The following is a 25,429-nucleotide window of genomic DNA, read 5'->3' on the forward strand; positions in this document are numbered from 1 at the left end:
GGCGAAAAAAAAGGCGGTGATTGCTCACCGCCTTGCGTCAGGATACGGATGTCGGCTTAGAAGAACTTGTAGCTGGCGCCCAGTTTGAAGTAGCGGCCGATGGCGCCGCTGGCATCCATCGGGTTGTAGCTCATGCCGCCGTAGGTCAGCGGGTCGAGCGGCGCGATCTTGTCGGTCACGTTGTTGATCGAGGCAAACAATTGCAACTGTTTGTTGACGTTCCAGCGGCTCGACAGGTCGAGCGTGGTGAACGAGGCGAGCTTGCAACCGTTCGGCGCCGCGGTGCCGTCGGCCAGCTTGGAAGCGCACGGCTTGCCTTCAAACAGGATGTTCTTCATGTCCGAACGGTAGTTCAGCACGCCGCTGACGTTCCAGTTGCCCAGGTCCCACGAGCCGGTCAGATTGATCTTGTCCTTCGGCGTGCCGGCGCAGTTGGACGTGTCGCAATTGCCATGCGTGCCGGCGAACTGGTAGCGCACGGTGGACGACTCGGCCCGCACCCACGAAGCGATATGGGTCCAGGTCAGGCCGAACGTGGCGCGGCCGTAGTCGCCCAGGCGCACGCGCTGCTTGACATCCAGGTCGATACCCTTGATCTCCGTGAAGCTGGAGTTGCGGTACGGCGCCTTGGTGATCAGCAAGGTGCCTGTGTTCGGCGTGACGACGCCGTTGATGGTCAGGTTGTTGTCGGCGCGGATGGCTGTCGGCAGGGCGGCTGCTTCGTTGTACGGCAGCGGATTGATCTCGTTTTCACGCTTGATCTTCCAGGCATCGAGCGACAGGCTGGTATCGTTGAACGGATCCCACACCAGGCCCAGGGTGTAGCCCTTGGATTTTTCCGGCTTGAGGCTGGGGTCGCCGACCTTGACGGCCGCCACTTGCAGTTCGCAGTCGCTGGCATTGGCGCCCGGCAGGCGGGTGCCGCCCGGGCAGCGCACGGGATCGCTCACGGTCGAGGTGCCCGTCGATTGCGAATCGGCGTTGCTTTCGGCCGGGCCCGGTGCGCGGAAGCCTTCCGAATACGTGCCGCGCACGGCGAAGGTTTTCAGCGGCGTCCACTTGGCGCCCAGTTTCGGCGTGGTCGACGAGAAACGGTCGTATTTGTCGTAACGCAAGGCGCCCGACAGTTCCACCGTCTTGATGACGGGCGCCAGCACTTCGAGGAACACGGCCGAGACCTTGCTGTCGCCCTTGGCGGCCACGTAGCTGGCGTTGATGGAACCGTCTTCCGTGCCCGTCAGCGATGGATTGTCGAGCTTGTCGCGGCGGTGTTCCGCGCCGATCGCCAGGCCCATGGCGCCACCGGGCAACTGCATCAGTTCGCGCGTGGCCTTGAAGTCGATGATGTCGAGCTTGGTCGTGGAATCGGAGGTGGCGTTCGTCACCATGGCCGCGTACAGCGATGCGGGATTCTTGCCCGCCTGCGCGCCGATGTAGTACGGGAAATATTGGCTGTTCGGATTGCCTAGCGCATCCCTGACGACGGCCATGTTCAGCATGTTGCTGTAATCGAGGTGCAGTTTCGATTCCGAATGCGTGTAGCCGGCATCGTAGTCCCAGCCCATGGCATTGCCCTTGACGCCGAGCACGATGCGGTTGAACTCGTTGTTGGCGGTGCGCGTGCTGGCGCCCACGTCGAACGCCTGGTAGCGCACGCGCACCGGCACGCCATACGGATTTTGCGGGTGGTTGGCGGCCAGCACGATGCTGGTGCCGGTGCCGGTGGCATAGTTGATGACGCCCGCCTTGTTGCCGGCGTTCGGCGGGAAGGCGACGGTGGGCGTGACCGACGGCGGTATCATGGCGAACGCCGTATCGCGCTTCGAGTAGCCCGCTTCCGCATACACCTGGGTGTCGGCATTGACTTGCCAGGTGCCGCGCGTGTACAGGTTGATCGATTCGATCTTCGGCTGCATCGCGCGGAACTGGTCGTGGTGCCACAAACAGCCGCCCTTCGGATCTTGCGGTGAAGACACGGACAAGCTCGAGCAGCCGGGCAGGGACACATAGTTGTTGGTGACGGGGTCGCGGATCAGGCCTGTCGGTGCCGCATTTGCATCGTTGTTGCCATTGATGTAGCCGCCGGCGAACTGGGTGTTGATCGCATAGCCATACGGGCGCAGGTCGGCCTTGCCTATCCATTTGCGGCCGGCGCGGTCGCTGTTCATCAGCATGTCCGATTTGCTGTATTCGGCATTGACGACGAAGTTGAATTTATCCGTATCGAGGTTGCCCTTGCCGAAAGTCAGCGAGGCGCGGTGCTGCTTGGCGTCGCTGTCGCCAGAGATGCCCGTGTCGCCTTTCAGGGTCAGCCCTTCGAAGTCCTTGCGCAGGATGATGTTGACGACGCCGGCGATGGCGTCTGCGCCGTAGGTCGACGAGGCGCCGTCCTTGAGGATTTCAATGCGTTCGACGATCTGCATCGGCACGGTGGACAGGTCGGTAAAGCTCTTCTGGCCGTCATCGGCGCGCGCGAACGGCGCCATGCGGCGGCCGTTGAGCAAGACCAGGGTCGAGGTGGCGCCCAGGCCGCGCAGCGAGATGGCCGTGGAACCGGCGGCAAAGCCGTTGCCGAAGCCCGTCGGCAGGGAGCCGGCGCCATCGGCGGTCAGGGTTTGCAGGTATTCGGCGACGGTGGCCTTGCCCGATTTCATCAAGTCGTCGCGGCTGATGACCTGGACCGGCGATGCGGTCTCGGCCGTGGCTCGTTTGATGCTCGAGCCTGTAATTTCCACACGTTGTACATTGGCGTCTTGCGCCATTGCCGGCGCCGCCATCATGCCCAGGCTGAGCGCTGCTACGCTACCCGAAAAAATCAGGCGTACGGAGCGGGACATCACTGTTTCCATCATCATTCTCAGAACTCCGAAAGTGTGCTCGGCCGGCCCTTGTACGGCACAGCTTTGCCAAGGTGATAAAGATTGCTGCGTCGGCAATCGCCATGGATCAAACGGCATATCGTGTGAGCCGTCGTGATTGATAAGACCACTTGCCGAGAAACCTTGTCAACGCGCACACATCTGCTTTCAGCATGGAAACAACAGTGTTTTTTATCATGTTGATACGTTTCAATAATTGCAATTATTTTAATGTTGCAGTGCGATGCGTATTTTCCGTACTGCCATAAAAACAGCTGTCATTGGCAACCATAAGGGGTACTGGCAGGCCGATTTTTCATGGACGCCGCTTGTCTATGCTGCGCTGCGGAAGATTCTCCCCGCGAGGCTGGCGGCCGTGGCTGCGCGTCACGCCAGTGCTGCGGCTTTTCGCCCGGCGAACAGAATATGCGTTATCGTTACGCCTTTTTCCGGCTTGCCTGCATGTGGTCGGGGCTGGCGATGAGCAAGGCATAGATCTTGCGAGGATGGACTGGTTTTGGCGGTGGAATCCTGTATCCCAGGGGGAAGCCAGTACAAGCGCACCAATACGGTGCGACAGATAATCGAGATGAAGGGTATTACATGAAGTCACCATGGATGCGGCGCATGGCGCTGCTCGCCTGCCTGGCCACCCTGCCGCTGGCGGCCATTGCCGCCGCCGATGCTGCCCCTGCCGCCGCAGGCGCGCCGGTGAAAACCTTGCGCTATATCCTGCCGGCCGCCGAGACGGGCTTCGATCCCGCTACCGCGCGCGACCTGTATTCGAACCACATCACGCAGGCCGTCTTCGACACCCTGTACACCTATGACTACCTGGCGCGCCCCGTCAAGGTGGTGCCCGGTGCGGCGGCCGCCATGCCGGAAGTGTCCGCCGACGGCAAGACCTACACCATCCGCCTGAAAAAAGGCATGTATTACACGCCCGACCCCGCGTTCGGCGGCAAGCGCCGCGAACTGACGATGGCCGACTACGTGTATTCGTGGAAGCGTTTGTTCGACCCGCGCCTGGCCTCGCCGCACAGCTGGCTGTTCGAAGGCAAGGTAGTGGGACTCGACGACCTGGCCAAGGACGCGGCCAAGTCGAACAAGCTCGACTACAGCAAGAAGGTGGCCGGCCTGGAAATCCTCGACCCGTACACCCTGCGCGTGACCCTCACCAAGACCGATTTCAATTTCCCCATGATCCTCGCCTACGTGCCGACGTCCGCCGTGGCGCGCGAAGTGGTGGAGAAATACGGCGACGTGAAGGGCGAAGTGGGTTCGAATCCCGTCGGTACCGGCTACTACACCTTGGGCGAATGGACGCGCGGCAACCGCATCGTGTTGAATCGCAACCCGCAGCACTTGCCGGAAACGTGGAATTTCCTGGCTGGCGACGACCCGGACGACCAGCGCATCGTGCGCCAGATGCAGGGCAAGCGCATTCCCGCCATCGACCGCATTGAAATTTCCGTCATGATCGAGGACCAGTCGCGCTGGCTGTCGTTCCAGAGCGGCGGCACGGACGTGTTCTGGCTCGATGGCCCGCTGGCGCCGAAAGCGCTGCTCAACGGCAAGCTGCGTCCCGAGCTGGCGGAGAAGGGCGTGCAACTGTCGCGCCTGCTGGATCCCGAGATCAGCTATTACTACTGGAATATGGAAGATCCGACCTTGGGCGGTTTCAGCAAGGAAAAGATCGCCCTGCGCCGTGCCATTGCCATGGCGCACAACATCGACGAAGAAATCCGCATCATCTGGAATGGCCAGGCCAAGCGCCTCGACTATCCGATCCCGCCCGGCGTCGTCGGCTACGACCCGCACTACAAATCCCTGCTGCAATACGATCCCGTGCTGGCGAACAAGTTGCTCGACAAATTCGGCTACAAGAAGGGCGCCGATGGCTGGCGTACTTTGCCGGACGGTAAGCCGCTGCTGATCCGCTACGCTTCGCGCAATGAAGCCAATGGCGTGCTGCAGGCGGAAATGTGGCGCAAGACCTACAACTCGCTGGGCATCCGCATGGAAAACGACCGCATGATCTTTTCCGACATTTTAAAGACGGAAAAGCAGTGCAAGATGCAGACGCGCACGGCGCCGTGGCTGGCCGACTATCCGGACGGCGACAACTTCATGCAGCTGTTCTACGGCCCGAACACGCACCAGAACAACAATGGCTGCTACCAAGATCCCGAATACGACAAGTGGTACGCGGCCAGCCAGGCCATGCCGGCCAGCCCCGAGCGCGACGAGCTGTTCCACAAGATGGCGCGCCGCCTGGAAGTGAATGCTGGCGCCCTGATCGGCTATGCGCGCTACCGCAACATGCTGGCGCAAAAGTCGGTGCTCGGCTACAAGAAGCACCCGATCCTGTTCCAGGAGTGGGCGTACATGGATATCGACAGCAACGGTGCACCGGTTCCGGCGCCAGCCGCCAAATAAACGCAGCTTATAACGCTAGGGAATCATTATGTTTGCTTATATCCTGCGCCGCCTGTGGCAGATGCTGCCCACCATGCTGGGCGTCGTCCTGTTGGTGTTTATCCTGTTTAACTGGGTGGGCGGCGACCCCGCCTATATCCTGGCCGGCAAGATGTCTAGTGCCGAGAGCATCGCCAACATCCGTCGCCAGCTCGGCGTCGACCAGCCGTATTACGTGCAACTGTGGATATTCATCAAGCAGATCGTCACGTTCGACTTCGGCCAGAGCTGGGCCACGGGCGAATCCGTGTCGCACATCATCACCTCGCGCCTGGGCCCGTCGATGATGGTCCTGATCCCGCTGACCGTGCTGGAAACGTTTTTTGGCGTGGCGCTGGCGCTGGCCATCGCTTTCGTGCGCGGCTCGCTGACGGACCGCGCCGTCATGATCGCCTGCACGGTGGGCATGTCGATTTCCATTCTCGTCTACATCATCGTCTTCCAGTACGGCTTTGCTTATAAACTGGGCCTGTTCCCCGTGCAGGGCTGGGGCGACAGCTTCTGGGAAAACCTGCTGCGCTATTCGACCTTGCCGATCTTGATCGGCCTGGCCGTCTCGATCGCGCCGACCCTGCGCCTGTTCCGCACCTTCGTGCTGGACGAGGCGAACCAGGATTACGTGCGCACGGCGCGCGCCAAGGGCCTCAAGGAAGGCCGCATCATGTGGGTCCACGTGCTGCGCAACGCCGCCATTCCCATCATTACCTATGTGATGTCGAACTTGCCGGCCCTGCTGATCGGCGCTTTCCTGCTCGAGCGCTTCTTCGGCATACCCGGTATCGGGCGTGAAGTGATCCTGGCCGTCGAGCGCAGCGACTTTCCGGTGATCAAGGCGATCACCGTGTATGTTGCCGCCGCCACCATGCTCTTCAACCTGCTCACCGACCTGCTGTACCAGGCGGTCGATCCTCGCGTACAACTGAAGTAGAAAGAGACGATGTCGAAACCTCATACATCGCCCGGCCTGTGGGCCCTGGCGTGGCGCCGTTTGCGCGGCGACAAGATTGCAATGGTATCGCTGGCCGTGGTCGGCGCCTTTTTCCTGCTGGTACTGGCCTCCGCCAGCGGCCTGGTCGCCTCGAACTGGGAAGACGAAGTGGCCGTCAGCTATGCGCCGCCCACGTTTGTCGGCGCCGACAAGGACGTGGCCGCCGATGGCGCCATTCCCCTGGCCGATGAGCGCAGCGCGCCCACCCCCGTCAACGTGCTCGATCCGCTGGCCGACGACATTGCCGAACTGCGCGCCCAGATGGGCAGTAACCCATCGGCTGGCGTCGAGATGTACGGCGTCACCGACCCGCTGGCCGACGACTTGACGGCCTTGCGCGCCGGCATGGGCAAGGCCAAGAAACTTGTCACGCACAAGGCGGCGACATTGCCGTTCGGCGCCGACAAGTGGGGTCATGACATCATCCAGAAAACCATCAAGGGCGGTGAAACGTCGATCGTCGTGGGCCTGGTGGCAGCCTTGCTGGCCGTGGTGCTGGGCACCTTGTTTGGCGCCGTGTCCGGCTACTTCGGCGGCGTCGTCGATGATTTCTTCAACTGGTTCTACAGCATCTTTACGTCGATTCCGTCCATCCTGATGATCTTGACGGTGGCGGCCGTGCTGCAACAGAAGGGCGTGCTGACCATCGTGCTGATCCTCGGCTTGACGGGCTGGACGGGGCCGTACCGCTTGATCCGCGCCGAATACATCAAGCACAAGGCGCGCGAATACGTGATGGCGGCCGACGCCATCGGCGCCTCGCACTGGCGCAAGATGTTTTCCCACATCTTCCCGAACGTGAGCCACGTGGCGCTGGTACAAATGTCGATTCTCGTGGTGGGCTTCATCAAGGCGGAAGTGATTCTGAGCTTCCTCGGCTTTGGCGTGCCGGTGGGTACCGTCTCGTGGGGCAGCATGCTCAACGAGGCACAAAATGAACTGATCCTGGGCAAATGGTGGCAGCTGACAGCCGCCGCCACGGCGATGGCCGTGCTGGTGACGGCGTTCTCTCTGTTTACCGATGCCTTGCGCGATGCGCTCGACCCCAAAGTGAAATAGGAGTTGCTCATGGACCAGAATAACCTGTTGGAAGTGCGCGACCTGCGCGTCACCTTCCGCCTGGACAAGAAGACCACGTTCGAAGCCGTCAAGGGCATCTCGTTCAACGTGCCGCGCAACAGCACGGTCGCGCTGGTGGGCGAATCGGGCAGCGGCAAGTCCGTCAGCTCGCTGGCCGTGATGGGCTTGCTGCCACCGGATAACACCATTATCGACCCCGCCTCGAGCATCCATTTTGGCGGGCGCGATTTGCTGCAACTGTCGATCGCCGAGCGGCGCACCATGTGCGGCAAGGATATTTCGATGATCTTCCAGGAGCCGATGTCGTCGCTGAACCCCGTGTTCACCGTCGGTTTCCAGATCGCCGAAGTGCTGCGCCAGCATATGGGCATGAACCGCAAGCGGGCGCGGGCGCGTACGCTGGCGCTGCTCGAGGAAGTGGGCATTCCCGATCCGGCCACCAAGATCGACGCCTACCCGAGCCAGATGTCGGGCGGCCAGCAGCAGCGCGTGATGATCGCCATGGCGATCGCCTGCGAACCGAAACTCTTGATCGCCGACGAACCGACGACGGCGCTGGACGTGACGATCCAGAAGCAGATCATGGACTTGATCGCGGCGCTGCAAAAGAAGCATCAGATGTCCGTGCTGTTCATTACCCACGACCTGGGCCTGGTGGGAGAGATCGCCGACCAGGTGATCGTCATGCGCCATGGCGAAGTGCGCGAAACGGGCGAGGTGCGCCAGGTATTCGAAGCGCCGCAAGACAGTTATACCAAGGCCCTGCTGCATTGCCGCCCCTCGCTCGATGAGCGCCCGTGGCGCCTGCCCGTGATTGCCGATTACATGGAAGGCAAGGCCGGTCCCGGTGTCGAGGTGAAGCAGCGCACGCGCGGCTACACGCCCGGTGACGAACCGGTGCTGGTGGTAAATAACCTGAGCAAAAGTTTTTATACGCGCGAAGGCCTGTTCGGCAAACGCGAGTTCCAGGCCGTCAAGGATGTGTCGTTCACTTTGCCGCGCGGCAAGACCCTGGGCGTGGTGGGCGAATCCGGCTCCGGCAAGACGACGGTGGGCCTGACCTTGCTGCGCCTGCACCAGGCGACGGGCGGCACGGCCATGTTCCACGGCAAGGACCTGATTGCCATGCCGAACAAGGAGTATTTGCCGTATAAACGCCGCATCCAGATCATCTTCCAGAATCCGTATGCGTCCTTGAATCCCAGGTTTACCGTCGGACAGATATTGCTCGAACCGATGCGCATCCACAGCATCGGCGCCGATGACAAGGAACGCATCGCCAAGGCCTACTGGCTGCTCGATAAGGTCGGCTTGCCGGAACAGGCCTTCCACCGCTATCCACACGAGTTCTCGGGTGGCCAACGCCAGCGCATCGCCATTGCCCGCTGCCTGACCATGCAGCCGGAAATCCTCGTCTGCGACGAATCCGTGTCGGCGCTGGACGTGTCGGTGCAGGCGCAGGTGCTCAATCTGTTGCAGGACTTGCAGGATGAATTCGGCCTGTCCTACATCTTCATTTCGCACGACTTATCGGTGGTGAAATACATCGCCGACCAGGTGATGGTGATGCACAAGGGGCAAGTGGTGGAACTGGCCGATTCGGATGAACTGTACCGCAATCCCGTGCATCCGTACACGCGTACCTTATTGAGCGCCATACCGAAGGGCGTGCAAATCTAAACACGCTTTTACGGTAAGATAGCGACCATGCCCAACCTCATTTACCTGCTCGAACATTACGGTGTCCTGATCGTCTTTGGCATCGTGCTGGTGGAGCAGCTCGGCCTGCCGATTCCCGCTTTTCCCATCCTCGTGGTGGCGGGGGCGCTGGCTGTCGATGGCGACATGAATGGGGCGCTGGTGCTGGCCGCCGCGTTGAGTGCCTGTCTGATCAGTGACTTCACGTGGTTCCGCGCGGGCCGCCATTTCGGCAAGCGCATCCTGCGGCTGCTGTGCCGCATCTCCCTCTCGCCCGATTACTGCGTCAGCCAGACGGAAGACAAATTCAAGCGCTGGGGCCCGAAAGCCCTGATCGTCTCTAAGTTCGTGCCGGGCTTCAATACCGTCGCCGCACCGATGTCGGGCGCGCTGGGTACGCCGCCGGGCCTGTTCTTCCTGTACGCGGGCCTGGGCGCCTTGCTGTGGAGCGGTACGGGCATCGTCGTCGGCGTGATTTTCCATGCCAGCGTGCAGCAGGTGCTCGACTTGCTCAGCACCATGGGCAGCACGGCCTTGCTGATGCTGGCCACCTTGCTGGGCTTGTTCCTGCTGTACAAATTCCTTGAACGCCGGCGTTTCCGCCAGGCCTTGCAGATCGAGCGCATCGGCATCGATGAATTGCTCGAACTCATAGAGCAGGGCGAGGAGCCGCTGATGGTCGACGCGCGCAGTGCCACGGCGCAGGCGCTGGAACCCGCCGTGCCGGGCGCCTTGTTCTTCAATGGCAAGGAGCCGGTGCCCGCCATGATCGCCATGGACAAGGACCGCCACATCATCGTGTATTGCAGCTGTCCCAACGACGTGACGGCCGCGCAAGTGGCCAAGCTGCTGCACCAGCACGGCTTTCACCGCGCCAAGCCCCTGCATGGCGGCCTCGATGCCTGGAATGCCGCCTACCGCTCGGACCAGCCGGCGCCCGCCAGCCTGCTGGGCGAAGGCTTGCCCTCCTGACCCGCGCTGCCTCCGGCATGCCAGGCGGGCAGTAAAAAAACCGGTAGTAATAATACGAAAAGACCTTTGCGGGACCGTCAGCCCGGCAGCGCCGCACCCGCGCCGCCGCGTACAAAGCGGCTTTGCGCAAACTCCGGCATACTGTGTTTTCAAGGCGGCTCCTGCTGCTGTGCAGCATGCTTTTCGCGCGCCTGATGAGTGCAAGCACTTACTATAAATCATTGTTTCTAAGCAATTTTGGCGTTGCCTGTTGCATTTGGAGTGGAACTACCAATAAAGGCTTGTTTTGATGTACTTAAACTACAAACTTTGCTTGCCTCCGGGCGCATTCATCCTTTAAGCTTGGCGTCCCATGCGTCCCACTTCATCATTTAAAATCATGAGCGCTTCGTCTTCTCCCGTACTGCCGACTTCCGCCTTCGCCGATGGACCGCGCCTGCTGGCCGACGTGGGCGGCACCAATGCCCGTTTCGCCCTGGAAGTGGCCGCTGGCCACATCACCCTGGTGGAAGTATTGCCCTGTGCCGATTACCCTAGCCTGTCCGCCGCCCTGCAAGCCTATCTGGCCTTGCCGCACATCGCTGCCGCCGGCGGGCAAGCCGTGCGCCATGCCGTGATCGCCATCGCCAACCCGGTCGACGGCGATTTCCTCAGCATGACGAACCACCACTGGTCGTTCTCGATCCGCGCCATGCGCGAAGAGTGCGGTTTCACGACTTTGGACGTGGTCAACGATTTCACGGCGCTGGCGCGCTCCTTGCCGCAACTGTCGAGCGAGCAAAAGCACCAGGTGGGCGCGGGCACGGCCCGTCCGAACACGGCCATCGGCCTGATCGGCGCCGGCACGGGCCTGGGCGTGTCGGGTCTGATTCCATCGCACGGCGGCTGGATCGCCCTGCAAAGCGAAGGCGGCCACGTCAGCTTTGCGCCGTTCAATGAAGTGGAAGTGAGCATCCTGCAATTCGCCTGGCGCGAATACGAGCACGTCTCGGCCGAACGCCTGATTTCCGGCGATGGCCTGGAACTGATCTACCGCGCCCTGGCCGACCGCGCGGGCGTGCCGGCCGAAGACTTGACGGCGGCGGAAATCACGCGCCGCGCGCTGGCTGGCGAATCGCAGCTGTGCGACGACGTCATCGAAGCGTTCTGCTGCATGCTCGGTACCGTGGCGGGCAACGTCGCCGTCACCCTGGGCGCGCTGGGCGGTATCTATATCGGCGGCGGCATCGTGCCACGCCTGGGCGCGCGTTTCGACCGCTCCGGTTTCCGCGCCCGCTTCGAGCGCAAGGGCCGCTTCGCCAATTACGTCTCGCAAGTGCCGACCTTCGTCATCACGGCGCAGTACCCAGCTTTCCTGGGCGCATCGGCCATTCTCTCGGAGAAACTCGCCTCCCTGTGACGCGGGCAAGCGGGCGATGTGTCGCGCCAGGGCCGGGTAAAACGCGTGTTTTGCCCGGTTTTGCGCTTTTCCGCTTTTTATCAGGTACAATTGGCATCGTTGGATGAAACGACGACTGTCGCTCTCCTGTCTGGCTGGTTCGCCGCCACGGGAAAAGCAGCTGCTCCGGAGTTCGTTTCATTGCTGGTTATTTAAGGCCAGCACCATGGATGGCAGGACTTTCACTGCATCCGCTTTAGTCCCGCTTTGCGCGCATCGGCCAAGGCGTCGGAAAAACAGCCTCAACTAGTAACCCAGCACGGCGTCATCATCGATGTCTGCCATCTGTTACGTTGAAATGAACGTTTTTGATTTCTTTCTCTGCATACGAATTGCAACACACATCCGCACAGAATTGCTATGAATACAATTGAGGCTAAAAAAGTCCTCGAAACCGCGTTGCTGTGCGCTCGTGAATCGCTGACGATCCACAGCTTGAAAAAGCTGTTCGTCGATGCGGACGAGAATGGCCGCGTGCGCGGCGTCGGCGTTGGTGCCGACACGATCAAGCAGTTGCTGGAAGAGTTGCGCGATGAATGGGAAGGGCGCGGCATCGAGATCGTCAGTCTGGCCTCGGGCTGGCGCTTTCAAAGCCGTCCGGAAATGAAGATGTATCTCGACCGTTTGACGCCCGAGCGGCCGCCCAAGTATTCGCGGGCGACCTTGGAAACCCTGGCCATCATCGCCTACCGCCAGCCGGTGACGCGCGGCGATATCGAGGAAATTCGCGGCGTTGCCGTCAATTCGCAGACGATCAAGATGCTGGAAGACCGTGGCTGGGTCGATGCCATCGGCTACCGCGACGTGGTGGGCCGGCCGGCCTTGCTGGCCACCACCAAGCAGTTTTTGGATGACCTGGGTTTGCAATCGCTGTCCCAGCTGCCGCCTTTGCAGCAAATCAGCGAGATGCAGGGCAATGGGCTCGAAGCCCTGGAAGCGGCTCTGCAGGAAAATTTTGACAAGGCAAGCAATGAGCTTGTCCCCCAGCTTGGTGCAGGTAGCAATACGGCTGTGACAGATGTAGATGTGACAGCAAGCCTTGATGCCGGCCCCGATGCTTCGCCCACGGACGAAGCCTACACTCACGACCCTGCGCCAGAACTAACGGTTGACGCTGCGCCAGGTCAGCACAGCCAAGAAACGAAGAATGAATAATCCGAACACACCCGAGACAGTTACCGCCAGCGACGAAGCCATCGTTGCCAAGCCCAAGCGCCGCACCAAGGCCCAGATCGAAGCTGATACGGCCGCTGCCGTTGCTGCAGGCGACACCGCCGCTGCCAAGCCGAAGCGCCGCACGAAAGCCGACGTGGCCGCCGATGCGCCCGTTGCCGCCGTCGCTGCTGAAGCAGAAGCTGCGCCAGCCGCCAAGAAAACCCGTGCCAAGCCAGCCCTGAAGGCCGTGGCCGACGCCGCCGAAGCGGCTGCCGAGGCGGTTGCCGCCCCTGCGCCGCGTCCGCCGCGCGCTCGCGCCGCCGCCAAGGCCGCTGCCGCCGTCGCTGAAACGGCGCCCGAAGCCGTCGCTGACAAGCCGGCCGAAGCACGCCCGACCCGTGGTCCGCGCCAGATGCGTGGCGTGCAGGCGGAACGCGCACTGCGCCAGCCGCCGCGCGCCGAAGCGCCGCAGGCAGCCGACGCCGTTGCAGCAGCACCTGTCGCCGAGCAAGCCGCCGCGCCTGTCGCCGATGTGTTCGATGCCGAAGGCAACCTCGTGTCCGGTCCTCGCCTGCCGCGCGGTCCGCGCAACGACGTGCCGGGTGCCGGCAAGAATGCCGGCAAGAGCCGTAAAAAGGGCAAGGGCCGCCAGGCTGCGCCAGGCAAGCTCAGCGACGCTGACGCTGTCTTCTCGTTCGTCACCTCCGACGCGTTCGACAGCGAAGAAGGCGGCACGGGCCGCGTACAGAAAGTGGCCGTGCGCCGCGACCTGACGTCCGACGACGACGCGCCGAAGCTGCACAAGGTGCTGGCCGAAGCCGGTCTCGGTTCGCGCCGCGACATGGAGGACTTGATCATTTCGGGCCGCGTGTCCGTCAATGGCGAGCCGGCCCACATCGGCCAGCGCATCCTGCCGAGCGACCACGTGCGTATCAACGGCAAGTTGATCCAGCGCCGCGTCAGCAAGAAGCCGCCGCGCGTCTTGGTCTACCACAAGCCGGCCGGCGAAATCGTCAGCCACAACGACCCGGACGGCCGTCCATCCGTGTTCGACCGCCTGCCGACCATGAAAGCGGGCAAGTGGCTGGCCGTTGGCCGCCTCGACTTCAACACGGAAGGCTTGCTGCTGTTTACTACCTCCGGTGACTTGGCCAACCGTTTGATGCACCCGCGCTACGGCATTGACCGCGAGTACGCCGTACGTACTCTGGGCGAGCTGGAAGAGGGCATGCGCCAGAAGCTGCTGGCCGGCGTCGAGCTGGAAGACGGCCTGGCGCAGTTCTCGAAGATCGCCGATGGCGGCGGCGAAGGCATCAACAAGTGGTACCGCGTGGTGATCGGCGAAGGCCGTAACCGCGAAGTGCGCCGCATGTTCGAAGCGATCGGCCTGACCGTGTCGCGCCTGATCCGTACCCGCTACGGTGCCATGACCCTGCCGAGCGGCCTGAAACGCGGCCGCTGGGAAGAGATGGATGAAAACACCGTGCGCGATCTGTTGACCGCCTACGGCATCGAAAAGAAAATGCCGGCATCGGGCGACCCCCGTGCCGCTGGCGCCGCCAAGGGCCGCGAAGCGCGCAAGGCGAGCCGCGATGATGAACCGAATGGCAACCGTATCGATGTGAGCAACCGCAACGCCGATCCTTTCCCGGTCGCGCCGCGCCGTGGCCAGCCGCAAGGCCAGTTTGCCCGTCCGCAAGGCCAGGGTCGTCCAGGCGGCGCCGGTCGTCCAGGCGAAGCCCGTGGTCCTGGCCGTGGCCAGCCGCAAGGCCCGTTCCAGGGCGGCCAGCCGCGTTCGTCGGCCTCGTTCGAAGGCGCGCCGCAAGGCCAGGGCCGTCCGCCGCGTGCGGCAGGCCAGGGTCAAGGTCGTCCGGCCGGTGGCGGCGAAGGCCGCGCGCCGCAGCGCGGTCCGCGTCAGCCCGATCCGCTGCAAACGGCATTCGGCTTCGCCAACACGGGTCCGCGCCGCAATACGGGTGGTGGCGCCGGTGGGCAAGCGCGTTCCGGTGGCCAGCCGCGTGGCGGCATGGATCGTGGCGGCATGGATGGCATGCCGCGCCGCCGCAGCAAAGGTTAATCGGGAAGAGTTTCTTCTTGCGCGCCCGCCGATCTGCCGCGGGTGCGCGCTCTTGTAACTGTTGTAAGCCGGGCCGCTCCTCGTGTGCGGCATTGCGGCGAAGTTAATAAGAGGTTATAATCTGCAGCCTAATAAAAGTTCTCCGCAGGGTTGTTTGGTGGGGAGTGCTTTCATCTGGTTGGGGAAATACAAGAAGATGGGCAGATGCCCATTTTTTTTTTGTTGAACCGTTTGTAATGGCTCCGCAAGGGGCCATATATGACTTGAATGCGTGTTTTTGCATGGTGTCGGCGCTCATTGCGGCGCCGTCATGCCGAAAACGGGCCTTATTTCTGGAGAATTTTTTGCAGCAGTTGGGATTAATTGAAAAGACAGTTACAGGTCTGGGCTATGAGCTCGTTGATGTCGAACGTGCCGAGCGCGGGCTGCTGCGCGTCTTTATTGATTTCAGCGCCGCCGATGCCGCTGAAAAAGGTCCGATCACGGTCGAAGACTGTGCCACGGTGAGTCACCAGTTATCGCATGTGTTGACGGTAGAGAACGTTCCTTACGAGCGTCTCGAGATTTCTTCCCCGGGTCTCGATCGTCCGGTGCGCAAGCTGGAAGACTTCGTCCGTTTCGCAGGCCAGGAAATCATCGTCAAGCTGACTGTGGCGATGCCGGGTACGAACAACCGGAAATCGTTCCAGGGGATTCTGCAAGAACCCGTGGGCGATAAATTGTCGTTGGAATTTGAAGGTAAGGATGGTCCGGCGATGTTGGAGTTTACGCTCGCCGATGTGGATAAGGCACGCTTGGTGCCGCAGGTGGTTTTTAAGGGACGCAAAGCATGAGCCGCGAAGTTTTATTATTGGTTGACGCGCTGGCGCGCGAAAAAAACGTCGATAAAGATGTCGTCTTCGGCGCCCTCGAATTCGCGTTGGCGCAAGCCACGAAGAAACGGTATGAGGGTGAGGTAGACATCCGCGTTTCGATCGACCGCGAAACGGGCGAATTCGAATCGTTCCGCCGCTGGCACGTCGTGCCCGATGAAGCGGGCCTGCAATTGCCGGATCAGGAGATCCTGCATTTCGAGGCAAAAGAACAGATCGCCGATATCGAAGTCGATGACCATATCGAAGAACCGATCGAATCCGTCGAATTCGGCCGCCGTTTCGCCCAGGATACCAAACAGGTTGTCCTGCAGCGCGTACGTGACGCCGAACGCGAACAGATCCTGGTCGACTTCCTGGAACGCGGCGATTCGCTCGTCACCGGCACCATCAAGCGCATGGAACGCGGCGACGCCATCGTCGAATCGGGCAAGATCGAAGCGCGTCTGCCACGCGACCAGATGATCCCGAAAGAGAATCTGCGTATCGGCGACCGTGTGCGTGCCTTCATCTTGCGTATCGACCGCAACATGCGCGGCCCGCAAGTGATTCTGTCGCGCACCGCGCCGGAATTCATCATGAAGCTGTTCGAACTGGAAGTGCCGGAAATCGAGCAAGGCATGCTGGAGATCAAATCCGCAGCCCGCGATGCCGGCGTCCGCGCCAAGATCGCCGTCTACACGGCCGACAAGCGCATCGATCCGATCGGTACTTGCGTCGGCATGCGCGGTTCGCGCGTGCAGGCCGTGACCGGCGAACTCGGTGGCGAACGTGTCGACATCGTGCTGTGGTCGGAAGATCCGGCGCAGTTTGTCATCGGCGCCCTGGCGCCGGCGAACGTGTCGTCGATCATGGTCGATGAAGAAAAACACGCGATGGATGTCGTCGTGGACGAAGAAAACCTGGCAATCGCGATCGGCCGTTCCGGCCAGAACGTGCGCCTGGCCTCGGACCTGACCGGCTGGAAGATCAACATCATGACGGCCGAAGAATCGGCTGACAAAGCTGCCCAGGAAACGGCTGCCGTGCGCATCCTGTTCATGGAAAAGCTCGATGTCGACCAGGAAGTGGCCGATATTCTGGTGGAAGAAGGTTTCGCCAGTCTGGAAGAAATCGCTTACGTGCCAATTTCCGAAATGCTGGAAATCGAATCGTTTGACGAAGATACCGTCAATGAACTCCGTACCCGTGCGCGTGATGCGCTGGTTACCGAAGCGATTGCTTCGGAAGAGGGTCTGGAAGGCATGGACGAGGCGTTGGTGGGTCTGGAAGGCATGGACCGCATTACCGCCGGCAAGCTGGGTCTGGCTGGTATCAAGACCGTTGAAGCATTTGCAGCACTGGCATACGACGAATTTGGCGCAATCCTGGCCTTGTCTGCGGACCGTGCGCGTGAACTGATTACAAGTGAATTTAAAGATGTGACCGACGATGAGATGAAGTTGGTTGACTCGAAATACGACGATCGTGCCAAGGCGTTGCAAGCCAAGGCATGGAGTCTGGCCGAATCCGCAAAGGCTTAATTTGAGTATCTTTATCATCTCCGCGACACATAGAAAAGAGGACTGAATGGCGAGTAACAACGTAGCCCAATTTGCCACCGAACTGAAGATGCCTGCAGATTTGCTGCTGACGCAGCTGCGTTCTGCCGGCGTCGAGAAAAGTTCGACGTCAGATCCATTGTCGAAAGATGATAAGGACAAGCTTTTGGATCATCTGCGCCGCACACACGGCGCAGCGGCTGACACAGAAAAGAAAAAAATCACCGTGACCCGCAAGGAAACGACTGAAATCAAGCAAGCTGACGCCACCGGCAAGTCGCGCACCATCCAGGTGGAAGTGCGCAAGAAACGCACTTTCGTCCAGCGTGACGAAGCTGCGCCGGTCGCGGCAGAACCGGTCGCGCCTGCCGCACCGGTGATCGATCCCGCCGACGTGGCGCGCCGTGAAGAAGAAGCCCGTAAACAGGCTGAACTGATCGCCCGCCAGGAAGCCGATCTGCGCGAAAAGCAAGAACGTCTGGCCAAGCTCGACGCGGAAAAAGAAGCCCAGGCGAAAGCCACGCAACAGGCTGAATTGGCTGCGAAGAAAGAAGCTGAAGCAGAAGCGAAGAAAGCGGCCGCCAAGGCTGCCGCCGCGCCTGCCGCCAGCGCCGCTGCGCCTGTCGTTGACGACGCCGCCGCCGAAGCGAAAAAAGCTGCTGCCGCTGAAGAAGCGAAGAAGAAAGCGGCTGCCGCTGCTGTTGCCGCCAAGGAAGCCGCTGACAAAGCGGAAGCCACCGAGCGTGCACGCAAGGCCGTTGCCGACGAAGTTGCCCAGATCAAGGCCATGATGAACGCGCCACGCCGCGCCATCAAGGCACCGGAACCCGTACCGGTTCCCGTCAAGCCGAAGGCGCCGGAAGGCACCCTGCACAAGCCTGCTGACAAGAAACCTGGCGACAAGCCGGGCGACAAGAAGCCTGCTGTTGCAGACAAGAAATCGATCAAGTCGGCCAATGTGTCGTCCACCTGGTCCGATGACGCGAAAAAACGCGGCACCACCGGTGGTCCGAAACCACGCGGCAATAGCGGCCCAGGCGGCCGTGACAGCTGGCGCGGTGGCGCGAAGGGCCGTCGCCCGACGCACCATGACGACCGTGAATCGAACTTCCAGGCTCCTACGGAAGCTGTCGTCAAGGACGTGCACGTACCGGAAACGATCACCGTGGCCGAACTGGCGCACAAAATGTCCGTCAAGGCATCCGAAGTCATCAAGCATTTGATGAAATTGGGCCAGATGTGCACGATCAACCAGGTGCTGGACCAGGAAACCGCCATGATTCTGGTGGAAGAAATGGGCCACAAGGCGTTCGCCGCCGAACTGGACGATCCGGAAGCGCTGCTGGCCGATGTGGGCGAACACGCGCACTTCGAAACCAAGCCACGCGCACCGGTGGTCACCGTCATGGGTCACGTCGACCATGGCAAGACCTCGCTGCTCGATTACATCCGTCGCGCCAAGGTTGCTTCCGGCGAAGCGGGCGGCATTACGCAGCATATCGGCGCTTACCACGTCGATACGCCACGCGGCATGATCACCTTCCTCGACACCCCGGGCCACGAAGCGTTTACCGCGATGCGTGCCCGTGGCGCCAAGGCAACCGACATCGTCATTCTGGTGGTTGCCGCCGACGATGGCGTGATGCCGCAAACGAAAGAAGCGATTGCCCATGCGAAAGCAGCCGGCGTACCGCTGGTGGTGGCGATCAACAAGGTCGACAAACCAGGCGGCAACGTTGACCGCGTGACGCAGGAACTGGTCGCAGAACAAGTCGTGCCGGAAGAATACGGTGGCGAATCGCCATTCGTGCCGGTGTCGGCGAAAACGGGTCAAGGTATCGACGACCTGCTGGAACAAGTACTGTTGCAAGCCGAAGTGCTGGAACTGACGGCACCGGTCGATGCGCCTGCGCGCGGCCTGGTCGTCGAGGCACGTCTGGACAAGGGCCGTGGTCCTGTCGCGACGATCCTGGTGCAGTCCGGTACCCTGAAGCGCGGCGACGTGATTCTGGCTGGCTCTTCGTATGGCCGTGTTCGCGCCATGCTGGACGAGAACGGCAAGTCGATCGCTGAAGCGGGTCCTTCGATTCCGGTCGAAATCCAGGGTCTGACGGAAGTGCCGGTTGCCGGTGAAGAAGTCGTCGTCATGGCTGACGAGCGCAAAGCGCGTGAAATCGGTCTGTTCCGTCAAGGCAAGTTCCGCGACGTGAAACTGGCGAAACAGCAAGCTGCGAAACTGGAAAACATGTTCGACCAGATGGCCGAAGGCGAAGTGAAAAACTTGCCATTGATCATCAAAACCGACGTGCAAGGTTCGCAAGAAGCGCTGGTTGGCTCGTTGCAGAAACTGTCGACCTCCGAAGTGCGCGTACAAGTTGTGCACGCGGCCGTCGGCGGCATCACGGAATCGGACGTCAACCTGGCAGTCGCCTCGAAAGCGGTCATCATCGGCTTTAACGCCCGTGCTGATGCCCAGGCACGCAAGCTGGCCGAGTCGAATGGCGTGGACATTCGCTACTACAACATCATTTACGATGCGATCGACGAGATCAAATCGGCGTTGTCGGGCATGTTGGCACCAGAGAAACGCGAAACCGTTATCGGCCAGGTCGAGATCCGCCAGGTTATCCTGGTCTCGAAAGTGGGCGCGATTGCCGGTTGCCTGGTCACCGATGGCGTGGTCAAGCGTGCTTCTTCCGTCCGCCTGTTGCGCAACAACATCGTGGTGTGGAGCGGCGAGATCGACTCCCTGAAACGCTTCAAGGACGATGCGAAAGAAGTTCGCGCCGGTCTGGAGTGCGGCCTGTCGCTGAAGAACTACAACGACATTCAGGTTGGCGACACGCTGGAAGTGTTCGAAGTCCAGGAAATCGCTCGTACCCTGTAATCACAGAAGCAATGGCGCGGACATAGTGATGTCCGCGCAAACACGTGGGGCGCATTGGTCAACGGGCAACCGTTTGACCCATGCGCCCTGCGGCACTTAGGACAGCATAAAATCATGGCTAAACATAGCAAAACCATGCCAGCGCGCGGCTTGCGCGTGGCCGACCAGATCCAGCGCGATCTGGCTGAAATCGTCGCCTACGAATTGAAGGATCCGCGCGTCGGCACGATGATCACCATCACCGAAGTGCAGATCACGCCCGATTACGCGCACGCCAAGGTGTTTTTCACGATGTTGAAAGACAGCAAGGAAGCCATCAAGAACACCACCGAAGGCTTGATGGCCGCGTCTGGCTTCATCCGCGGCCTGCTGGGCAAGCGCCTGCACATCCACACCCTGCCGATGCTGCATTTCGTGCACGACAGCTCGACCTCGCGCGGCATGGAAATGTCGCTGCTGATCGACAAGGCCAACGCCACGCGCGCGGCTGACGCCGAGCCGGATGCCAAACCAGAAGCGGACGAGCAATAACAGTGGCGGGTCCGAAGAAACCGCCCGGCATCAAGCGGGTGCGCGACCTGGTCGATGGCGTCTTGCTGCTGGATAAGCCTGTGGGCTGGTCCAGCAACGACGCCCTGATCAAGGCCAAGCGCGTCTTGAACGCAAAGAAGGCGGGCCATACGGGCACCCTGGATCCGTTCGCCACGGGCTTGCTGCCGCTGTGCTTTGGCGAGGCGACCAAGTTCTCGCAGGACTTGCTGGAAGCCGATAAAACCTACGAAACCCTGGTGCACCTGGGGCAGACGACGGATACGGGCGACACGGAAGGCGACGTGCTGGAAACGCGCGACGTCAACGTCACCGAAGAGCAGATCGAAGCCGTGCTGGCGCAGTTCCGCGGACCCATCCTGCAGACGCCGCCCATGTACTCGGCCTTGAAAAGGGACGGCAAGCCCTTATATGAGTATGCAAGGGCAGGCATCACCCTGGAGCGCGAAGCGCGCCCGGTGACCATCCACAAGCTCGAGTTCCTCGGCTATGAAGCCCCGTTCCTGAAATTGTCCGTGATGTGCAGCAAGGGCACGTATATCCGCGTGCTGGGCGAAGACATCGGCCATGCCCTCGGTTGCGGCGGCCATCTGAACGCCTTGCGCCGCACGCAGGTGGGCAACCTGACGCTTGACGGCGTCGTTACCCTGGATGAACTGACGGCGCATGCCGCGCCGCTGAGCTTGCTGGCTCCCGTCGATGCCTTGCTGTCGAGTTTCCCTGCCGTCCAGCTGACGGAAGAATTGGCCAAGCGTTTCCTGCATGGCCAGCGCATCGCGCTGGGCAAGGAAGACGTCGCCGTGCCAGCCGAGCCGGGCAGGGTGCGCGTGTATCACGACAGCAAGCTGCTGGGCACGGGCCAGTTGCAGGAATACAGCATCCTGGCGCCAGAGCGTCTCATTGCCACGGCGCACCAATAAGTCACGGCAACGTCACATTACCCAGCGACACTCTTGAACCAGTGTCGCTTTTTTAAACAAATCGTCCCCGACTGCAAGAGCCGCCAGCATTTTTAGATAGCGTTGCAACGCAACATGCTATACTACGCGGTTCCGGAAATAGATTAGCATTCGGGTATCTCGTACACCTTGTACGCACTCCGCAGTTTTTCAGTAACTACTACGACCATGTCAAATACAAAACGCGCAATTCGTAATATCGCCATTATCGCCCACGTTGACCACGGCAAAACCACGCTGGTGGATCAGCTGCTGCGCCAGTCCGGCACCTTCCGTGAAAACCAAGCGGTCGACACCCGAGTCATGGACTCGAACGACCTGGAAAAGGAGCGCGGCATTACGATTCTGTCGAAGAACTGCGCCGTTGAGTACGAAGGCACCCACATCAACATCGTCGACACCCCAGGCCACGCCGACTTCGGCGGCGAAGTGGAACGTGTTCTGTCGATGGTGGACTCGGTTCTGCTGCTGATCGATGCACAGGAAGGCCCGATGCCGCAAACCCGTTTCGTCACGCGTAAAGCGCTGGCACTGGGTCTGAAGCCTATCGTTATCGTCAACAAGATCGACCGTCCAGGCGCACGTCCGGACTGGGCGATCAACCAGACGTTCGAACTGTTCGACAAGCTGGGCGCTACCGACGAACAACTGGATTTCCCTATCATTTACGCTTCGGGCCTGAACGGCTATGCCGGCCTGACCGAAGACGTGCGCGGCGGCGACATGAAGCCGATGTTCGACGCCATCCTGGAACACGTTCCAGTACGCGACGACAATCCTGAAGGCCCGCTGCAAATGCAGATCACCTCGCTGGACTACTCGTCGTACGTCGGCAAGATCGGCATTGGCCGCGTCAACCGCGGTACCGTCAAAGTCGGCCAGGACGTGCTGGTCATCAATGGCCCAGGCGCGACCCCGATCAAAGGCCGCATCAACCAGGTGCTGAACTTCAAGGGCCTGGAGCGCGTGCTGGTTGACGAAGCCGTCGCCGGCGACATCTGCCTGATCAACGGTATCGACGAAATCGGCATCGGTTCGACCCTGTGCGCACTGGACACGCCTGAAGCGCTGCCGATGCTGACCGTCGACGAGCCGACCCTGACCATGAACTTCATGGTCAACAACTCGCCACTGGCTGGCCGCGAAGGCAAGTTCGTTACCTCGCGTCAACTGCGTGACCGTCTGGAAAAAGAATTGAAAGCCAACGTTGCTCTGCGCGTGGCACCAACCGACGACGACACGATCTTTGAAGTATCGGGCCGCGGCGAGCTGCACCTGACGATTCTGATCGAAAACATGCGTCGCGAAGGCTTCGAGCTGGCCGTATCGCGTCCACGCGTGGTCTTCAAAATGGTCGATGGCGTGCGCCACGAGCCGTTTGAAAACCTGTCCGTTGACGTTGAAGAAGTCAACCAGGGCGGCGTCATGGAAGAACTGGGCCGTCGTCGTGGCGACCTGCAAAACATGGAATCGGATGGCAAGGGCCGCGTGCGCCTCGAGTACCTGATCCCGGCGCGTGGCCTGATCGGCTTCCAGGGCGAATTCATGACCCTGACCCGCGGCACCGGTTTGATGAGCCACGTATTCCATGAATACGCGCCAGTCGACAACACCCGTGGCGAAATGGCCGGCCGTCGTAACGGCGTGCTGATCTCGCAAGATGACGGCGCTGCTGTTGCCTACGCTATCTGGAAACTGCAAGACCGCGGCCGCATGTTCGTGTCGCACAATGACCCAGTCTACGAAGGCATGGTCATCGGTATCCACTCGCGCGACAACGACCTGGTCGTCAACCCGATCAAGGGCAAGCAGCTGACCAACGTGCGTTCGTCGGGTACCGACGAAGCGGTGCGCCTGGTACCGCCAATCCAGATGTCGCTGGAATACGCAGTCGAATTCATCGAGGACGACGAACTGGTGGAAATCACGCCTAAATCGATCCGTCTGCGCAAGCGCTTCCTGAAAGAGCACGAGCGTAAAAAAGCGTCGCGTGATTCGTAATCTGTTGTAGAGCATGGCCTGCGGGCCATGCCGCGCTCAAGCCCGTTGCTCCGCCTTTCCTTCACCGGTGAGGCGCGCAGCGGGTTTGTCATTTGCAGCTCCTGTTTTTTGTAGACACCATGACTTCCACTTCTTTGCCTTCCCGCCGCCTGTCCGTCGCCCCGATGATGGACTGGACCGACCGCCATTGCCGCAAGTTCCACCGCGAAATCACGCGCCATACCTGGCTCTACACCGAGATGGTGACGACGGGCGCGCTCGTGTACGGCGACGTGGAGCGCCATTTGCGCTTCAATGAGGAAGAACATCCGGTGGCACTGCAGCTGGGCGGCAGCGATCCGAAGGACCTGGCCACCAGTGCCAAGCTGGGCCAGCAGTGGGGTTACGACGAGGTCAACCTGAACTGCGGCTGCCCGTCCGAGCGCGTGCAAAAGGGCGCATTCGGCGCCTGCCTGATGGCCGAACCGCAACTGGTGGCCGACTGCGTGAAAGCCATGCGCGACGTGGTCGATATCGACGTCACGGTGAAGCACCGCATCGGCATCGATGACAGCGAGTCGTACGACTTCGTGCGCGACTTCGTCGGCACCGTGGCCGACGCCGGCTGCAAGACGTTTATCGTGCATGCGCGCAATGCCATCCTGAAAGGCCTGAGCCCGAAGGAAAACCGCGAAGTGCCGCCCCTGAAATACGATTATGCCTACCGCCTGAAGCGCGACTTTCCCCAGTTCGAATTCATCATCAATGGCGGCATCAAGACGCTCGATGAAATCGACCTGCACTTGCAGCACCTGGACGGCGTGATGCTGGGCCGTGAGGCGTATCACAACCCGTACGTGATGGCGCAGTTCGACCAGCGCTACTACGGCGATGATGCGCCTGTCAAAACGCGCGAGCAAGTGCTCGAAGCGATGATCCCGTACATCAGCGCACAGCTGGAAAAAGAAGCGGGGAGATTAAAACTGAACAGCGTCACGCGCCACATGCTGGGCCTGATGCAAAACCTGCCCGGCGCGCGCGGCTTCCGTCAGACCCTGTCCGATTCCAAGAAGCTGGCCTCGGGCGACCCGCAGTTGCTGCTGGAAGCGGCGGCGCGCTTGTCCTTGCCTGCGTAATGGGCGATTTCCACGGCCATGCGCGCCAGATCGACGGCTACCTGCAAGCCGTCAGCGCGCTCAAGGATGACGGCAGCGACTTGCTCTGCACGTATCTGGGGCCCGCCGCGCCGCAGGCATCGTTCGATGCCTTGTGCCGCGCGCTGGATGTGACGCCCGACGGCTTGCGCCTGCAGCCGCTCGAAACGGTCGTGTGCAGCGGCGCCTTGTGCACGCCGCGCCAGTGGCTGCTCGAGCGCTTGCATCCGGCGAGCGAGGCGGACCGCCAGCCGCTCGACGCCCGTTTATATGACGGTTTCGAGCGCGAACTGGCCGAACTGCTGGACGCCGAGCCCCGCTGGTATCAACTGGTATCGTCTGGCCAGCGCAGCCTGGCCGGTCAATTGGGCGCCATCTGGAGCGTCTTTGTCTTCGGCACAGAGTGCCACGCCTATGTGATGCATTGCAGCTGGGACAGCTGAGTCAACTTGTCTATACCGGTGCCACTGCGCACTGGTATTGTCCGTACTTCCCCTTCCTCTGAGTACCTCTTCCAAAACGATGCAATATGGCTACGCCATGTGTTGTAAATGCGCTGTTTCGGCGCATGCCCGCACTGTCGTGGGGCATTTCTAAGAGGCAAGAAACGGCGTTGTTGCCATTTCCCCGAAGAAAGTTAATCAGCCATTTATTCGGGTACATATTGCTTGCTTTGAGGCAAAATTTACACCTATAATTGATTATAGACAAATATTTCTCATATGAATGTTTGATGTTGATCT

At 60.9% G+C, this 25,429-nt stretch carries 17 protein-coding genes; 16 read left to right on the forward strand and 1 reads right to left on the reverse strand.

The features are described 5' to 3' along the window. Positions 1–56: 56 nt before the first annotated feature. On the reverse strand, positions 57–2,837 hold the full coding sequence (locus KO538_RS20570; protein WP_219329497.1) for a TonB-dependent receptor: 2,781 nt from the start codon (positions 2,835–2,837) through the stop codon (positions 57–59). Between the two features lie 624 nt (positions 2,838–3,461). Here KO538_RS20570 and KO538_RS20575 point away from each other — a divergent pair. The 16 genes from KO538_RS20575 (at position 3,462) to KO538_RS20650 (ending at position 25,129) form a co-directional block, all read left to right on the forward strand. Next, positions 3,462–5,297 (forward strand): ABC transporter substrate-binding protein, encoded by a 1,836-nt coding sequence (locus KO538_RS20575; protein WP_257620477.1) that lies wholly within the window; start codon positions 3,462–3,464, stop codon positions 5,295–5,297. A 28-nt stretch (positions 5,298–5,325) separates the two neighbouring features. Then, complete coding sequence (locus KO538_RS20580) at positions 5,326–6,264, forward strand: ABC transporter permease (protein ID WP_034760169.1); 939 nt, start codon at positions 5,326–5,328, stop codon at positions 6,262–6,264. Positions 6,265–6,273: 9 nt separating this feature from the next. Then, a complete protein-coding gene (locus KO538_RS20585; protein ID WP_128140440.1) occupies positions 6,274–7,383 on the forward strand; it encodes an ABC transporter permease in 1,110 nt (369 codons plus the stop codon). Between the two features lie 9 nt (positions 7,384–7,392). Next, positions 7,393–9,084 (forward strand): ABC transporter ATP-binding protein, encoded by a 1,692-nt coding sequence (locus KO538_RS20590; protein ID WP_219329498.1) that lies wholly within the window; start codon positions 7,393–7,395, stop codon positions 9,082–9,084. 27 nt (positions 9,085–9,111) lie between these two features. Next, positions 9,112–10,074: a VTT domain-containing protein gene (locus KO538_RS20595; protein ID WP_034760160.1), complete on the forward strand. Its 963-nt coding sequence runs from the start codon at positions 9,112–9,114 to the stop codon at positions 10,072–10,074. A gap of 379 nt (positions 10,075–10,453) precedes the next feature. Beyond that, positions 10,454–11,473 (forward strand): glucokinase, encoded by a 1,020-nt coding sequence (locus tag KO538_RS20600; protein WP_219329499.1) that lies wholly within the window; start codon positions 10,454–10,456, stop codon positions 11,471–11,473. Positions 11,474–11,872: 399 nt separating this feature from the next. Beyond that, positions 11,873–12,667 (forward strand): SMC-Scp complex subunit ScpB, encoded by a 795-nt coding sequence (gene scpB, locus KO538_RS20605; protein WP_034760153.1) that lies wholly within the window; start codon positions 11,873–11,875, stop codon positions 12,665–12,667. After that, complete coding sequence (gene rluB, locus KO538_RS20610) at positions 12,660–14,744, forward strand: 23S rRNA pseudouridine(2605) synthase RluB (protein WP_219329500.1); 2,085 nt, start codon at positions 12,660–12,662, stop codon at positions 14,742–14,744. Before scpB ends, rluB begins: the two co-directional genes overlap by 8 nt. Positions 14,745–15,088: 344 nt before the next feature. After that, a complete protein-coding gene (gene rimP / locus KO538_RS20615; RefSeq protein ID WP_034760462.1) occupies positions 15,089–15,577 on the forward strand; it encodes a ribosome maturation factor RimP in 489 nt (162 codons plus the stop codon). Next, positions 15,574–17,139: a transcription termination factor NusA gene (nusA, locus tag KO538_RS20620; protein ID WP_034760148.1), complete on the forward strand. Its 1,566-nt coding sequence runs from the start codon at positions 15,574–15,576 to the stop codon at positions 17,137–17,139. The genes rimP and nusA overlap by 4 nt, the downstream gene beginning before the upstream one ends. Positions 17,140–17,185: 46 nt before the next feature. Further along, complete coding sequence (gene infB, locus KO538_RS20625; protein WP_034760145.1) at positions 17,186–20,044, forward strand: translation initiation factor IF-2; 2,859 nt, start codon at positions 17,186–17,188, stop codon at positions 20,042–20,044. 114 nt (positions 20,045–20,158) lie between these two features. Continuing rightward, positions 20,159–20,575 carry a 30S ribosome-binding factor RbfA gene (gene rbfA, locus KO538_RS20630; RefSeq protein ID WP_034760142.1) on the forward strand — a complete coding sequence of 139 codons (417 nt, stop codon included), beginning with the start codon at positions 20,159–20,161 and terminating at the stop codon, positions 20,573–20,575. 2 nt (positions 20,576–20,577) lie between these two features. Beyond that, complete coding sequence (gene truB, locus KO538_RS20635; RefSeq protein ID WP_051992106.1) at positions 20,578–21,513, forward strand: tRNA pseudouridine(55) synthase TruB; 936 nt, start codon at positions 20,578–20,580, stop codon at positions 21,511–21,513. Between the two features lie 207 nt (positions 21,514–21,720). Continuing rightward, positions 21,721–23,553, forward strand: a complete 1,833-nt coding sequence (gene typA / locus KO538_RS20640) for a translational GTPase TypA (protein ID WP_034760139.1) — start codon at positions 21,721–21,723, stop codon at positions 23,551–23,553. Positions 23,554–23,672: 119 nt separating this feature from the next. Continuing rightward, positions 23,673–24,668: a tRNA dihydrouridine(20/20a) synthase DusA gene (gene dusA, locus KO538_RS20645; protein ID WP_219329501.1), complete on the forward strand. Its 996-nt coding sequence runs from the start codon at positions 23,673–23,675 to the stop codon at positions 24,666–24,668. Beyond that, positions 24,668–25,129 carry a hypothetical protein gene (locus tag KO538_RS20650; RefSeq protein WP_219329502.1) on the forward strand — a complete coding sequence of 154 codons (462 nt, stop codon included), beginning with the start codon at positions 24,668–24,670 and terminating at the stop codon, positions 25,127–25,129. The genes dusA and KO538_RS20650 overlap by 1 nt, the downstream gene beginning before the upstream one ends. Positions 25,130–25,429: the final 300 nt, after the last annotated feature.

The sequence above is a fragment of the Janthinobacterium sp. NKUCC08_JDC genome, from assembly GCF_019345575.1.
Taxonomy (GTDB): Bacteria; Pseudomonadota; Gammaproteobacteria; order Burkholderiales; family Burkholderiaceae_D; genus Janthinobacterium; species Janthinobacterium aestuarii.

Coding starts and splice junctions, on each gene's coding strand:
- KO538_RS20570 (WP_219329497.1), bottom strand. CDS start 2,837: ATGTCCCGCTCCGTACGCCTGATTTTTTCGGGTAGCGTAGCAGCGCTC.
- KO538_RS20575 (WP_257620477.1), top strand. CDS start 3,462: ATGAAGTCACCATGGATGCGGCGCATGGCGCTGCTCGCCTGCCTGGCC.
- KO538_RS20580 (WP_034760169.1), top strand. CDS start 5,326: ATGTTTGCTTATATCCTGCGCCGCCTGTGGCAGATGCTGCCCACCATG.
- KO538_RS20585 (WP_128140440.1), top strand. CDS start 6,274: ATGTCGAAACCTCATACATCGCCCGGCCTGTGGGCCCTGGCGTGGCGC.
- KO538_RS20590 (WP_219329498.1), top strand. CDS start 7,393: ATGGACCAGAATAACCTGTTGGAAGTGCGCGACCTGCGCGTCACCTTC.
- KO538_RS20595 (WP_034760160.1), top strand. CDS start 9,112: ATGCCCAACCTCATTTACCTGCTCGAACATTACGGTGTCCTGATCGTC.
- KO538_RS20600 (WP_219329499.1), top strand. CDS start 10,454: ATGAGCGCTTCGTCTTCTCCCGTACTGCCGACTTCCGCCTTCGCCGAT.
- scpB (WP_034760153.1), top strand. CDS start 11,873: ATGAATACAATTGAGGCTAAAAAAGTCCTCGAAACCGCGTTGCTGTGC.
- rluB (WP_219329500.1), top strand. CDS start 12,660: ATGAATAATCCGAACACACCCGAGACAGTTACCGCCAGCGACGAAGCC.
- nusA (WP_034760148.1), top strand. CDS start 15,574: ATGAGCCGCGAAGTTTTATTATTGGTTGACGCGCTGGCGCGCGAAAAA.
- infB (WP_034760145.1), top strand. CDS start 17,186: ATGGCGAGTAACAACGTAGCCCAATTTGCCACCGAACTGAAGATGCCT.
- rbfA (WP_034760142.1), top strand. CDS start 20,159: ATGGCTAAACATAGCAAAACCATGCCAGCGCGCGGCTTGCGCGTGGCC.
- typA (WP_034760139.1), top strand. CDS start 21,721: ATGTCAAATACAAAACGCGCAATTCGTAATATCGCCATTATCGCCCAC.
- dusA (WP_219329501.1), top strand. CDS start 23,673: ATGACTTCCACTTCTTTGCCTTCCCGCCGCCTGTCCGTCGCCCCGATG.
- KO538_RS20650 (WP_219329502.1), top strand. CDS start 24,668: ATGGGCGATTTCCACGGCCATGCGCGCCAGATCGACGGCTACCTGCAA.